This is a genomic window from Candidatus Eisenbacteria bacterium (assembly GCA_030017955.1).
GTDB lineage: Bacteria > Eisenbacteria > RBG-16-71-46 > JASEGR01 > JASEGR01 > JASEGR01.
Map to the genome: position 1 here is coordinate 1 of JASEGR010000173.1, position 2,480 is coordinate 2,480.

General features: G+C 55.9%; 3 protein-coding genes. All 3 read right to left on the reverse strand.

The features are described from left to right. Window positions 1-264 precede the first annotated feature (264 nt). Window positions 265-525, reverse strand: coding sequence for a hypothetical protein (locus tag QME66_13375; protein ID MDI6809937.1), 261 nt, complete (start codon window positions 523-525; stop codon window positions 265-267). A gap of 7 nt (window positions 526-532) precedes the next feature. After that, a complete protein-coding gene (locus QME66_13380) occupies window positions 533-1,363 on the reverse strand; it encodes a hypothetical protein (protein ID MDI6809938.1) in 831 nt (276 codons plus the stop codon). 102 nt (window positions 1,364-1,465) lie between these two features. Beyond that, window positions 1,466-2,480, reverse strand: a 1,015-nt coding sequence (locus QME66_13385) for a hypothetical protein (GenBank protein MDI6809939.1), incomplete at its 5' end; no start/stop codon positions are given.

Consider the following 2,480-nt stretch of genomic DNA (forward strand, 5'->3'; position numbering starts at 1 on the left):
TCGGTGTCCGGAATGATCGCGGATTCAGTGTCCGGATCATCGCGGAATACGCACGCGGATACGTCTCCACCGCCCGCAAAAACGGACTCAACGCGTTGGATGCGTTGCAGCGTGTGTTCCTCGGCAACCCCTTCGTGCCGGCAGTCAACACCTCGTGATCTTTACCCATGACTCCAGCGCGGGCTTGCCCCTTTTACCTCAGCAGGCATCCCGCCGCGGGATGCCTGCTGAGTAGTTACCCAAAAGGGGAAGTCCGTGCAAGATTCAGGTGACAACCTTCGCGCCGAACTGTTGCAGCATCCGCGTTTCTTCGTCCTTCGTCCACGAACGGCCCGCGTTCGGCAGGCCCGAGCGAACGCGGTCTTTCACCCGCTTCAACCGGTCGAGTCCTTCAAGCGCAAGATGCAACGCCCGCGCCGTGTCGGCTTGCTGGTAAACGGATGAAGGCGGCAGACGTTCGCCGGTAGTCGGGTCAATCCCGTCGGCAAGTTTCGTCACGATCTCGATGGCTTGGTCAACGTCCATGCGGGAATCACTTGGGTTGGAGTTTGTCATTCAGTTTGGACATCTTTTCACGTACCAGCGGATTGTCGTCCTGCTCAAGTTTCTTCATCATTTCGGGCGTCCGCAGATACGGCTCCTTCTCTATCATCGCCGCAACGTACAGATGCGCCCACCATTCGGGCCGACCGATGAAATAGTCCACCGATTCCTTGACCCCGCTCTTGGCTTTGGTGGAAACTTCCGACTCTGGGGCGTTCTGGTCGTACATCTGCACAACGGTCACAACGGCCGTTTGCGGATCGCGATCATACATGTACCGGATTAGACCGGGCGGAACCCTTGGTTTGGCTTTTTCAAGGACAGCTTTGTAACGACGAAAGTCGTATCCTCCTGTGGCCCGATTTTTATCTGTCCCCCAAAGCCACTCTGATGCCTCCTTCACTACGTGCGTATCAGAACTTTCCAGATATGGCAACATTCCTTGAACCAAGGCATCGTCAGACACTCCGAGTTGCTTCATGATGACCATGGGCAGCAGGGCTTCCCTCATGCCTTGGGCATTTACGCGATAGCAAAACAACTGCTCGACGAGTTTCGCCTGGTTCCCACCGACTATTCCCTTAAGTTGTTCCAACTTGTTTCGGAGCTGATCCTCCGTGCCCGAAAACATTTCCTGCTCATTGGTCGACAGAAGGCCTTGAATGTATGCCTGCACAGCGGCATCAAGCTGAAGAGCGTTGCCTTGCATCTCGTCTGTTTTTCCCGGGGGCTCTGCGGCGAACACGCCTGACGCCAGCAAGAGACAGACCGCGGATACGAAACGGTATCGCCTGAATATATCTAAAGTCTTCTCGCACATTGAAAAATCCTCCATGTCGTTACCGATTGATTCTCGGAGTGAGTCGAGTCTCAATCCCGTTAAGTACGTTTGCATCATCATCGACGGTATAATGGGTATGGGTTACCATCGGATCGTCCACATCATCTTCAAAGTCCGCACCAGGAGGATTGTCAATGGGGCCCCATCCAATCCGCCGTCAGCCAGCGAGCCTTCTTGGTAGAAATTCACGTGAAAGCCTGATCCCGGAGGACGTCTGTTCTCCTGAGTTATCGCGCCTTGCGTGACGGCGTCGACGTACGCGGTAAACGGTATCGTAAAAGCGCCTATTGTCCCACGGTTGTTATCGAGACGCTCGGCAAGATCGTGTGTCGAGCCGCCGCCGTGACTGTACCCGAAGATGGCCACCTGATTGACATTCCGGTGCTGTATGGCGCTAATAACCTCATCGTATGTTGCACCCGCGCCGTTGCCAGCAACGCTGTCTTCATTATACATGTGGACGTCGTATCCCTGTTCGTAGAGATCAACAGCCAATTGGAACGTGCCATGATTTGCGTTCGCCGGATCTGCCGGGTCTTGGCCCTCTCCACCCAGCGCAATCACGATGCTCGTGAACGGGTAGAAATGGACCTTGTCGGAGCAAACGACCGTCCCGGAATCGGTCTTGGCCTGTAGTTCCAAGTCGGCAGTCCCGCCGTTGGGGTTCTCCACCCATACCGTCATTGGCGTGGTGCTGAAGGTAAGATTCGTCTCGTCGTTGGCGTCAAGCCAGGCCGTGCCCTTGGTTTGGCTGTTCCAGACCTTGATATTGCTGCTGCTCCGTTTCAGAACGTACTTGAACCCGGAGGCCGGGGCGGGCGGCGCGGCGTCGAGAACCACTTCGATCAAGTCGTTCTCGTTGTTGACCGCCGTGTCGTTCCGGTCGGGGGTGCTGTTGACGTTGTCGTCATCCCCGTTGACCCGGATTCCGGCTCCTGGCGTCTCCTCCTGGGCCTCCGGGATTTCCCGCCGTTGGAATGGGTTGTTGTAAGCCGGTCCCTCAGTCGTCGGACGGTAGGCAGTCATGCCTACTTTCGGGATGTAAATCTTGAATGTTCTTTTGCCGCTGTTGAAGCCGCTGTCTTCATGATGGCCG

Excerpts from the sequence above, each read along its gene's own strand:
- QME66_13375 (MDI6809937.1), bottom strand. The coding sequence starts at position 525 with ATGGACGTTGACCAAGCCATCGAGATCGTGACGAAACTTGCCGACGGG.
- QME66_13380 (MDI6809938.1), bottom strand. The coding sequence starts at position 1,363 with ATGTGCGAGAAGACTTTAGATATATTCAGGCGATACCGTTTCGTATCC.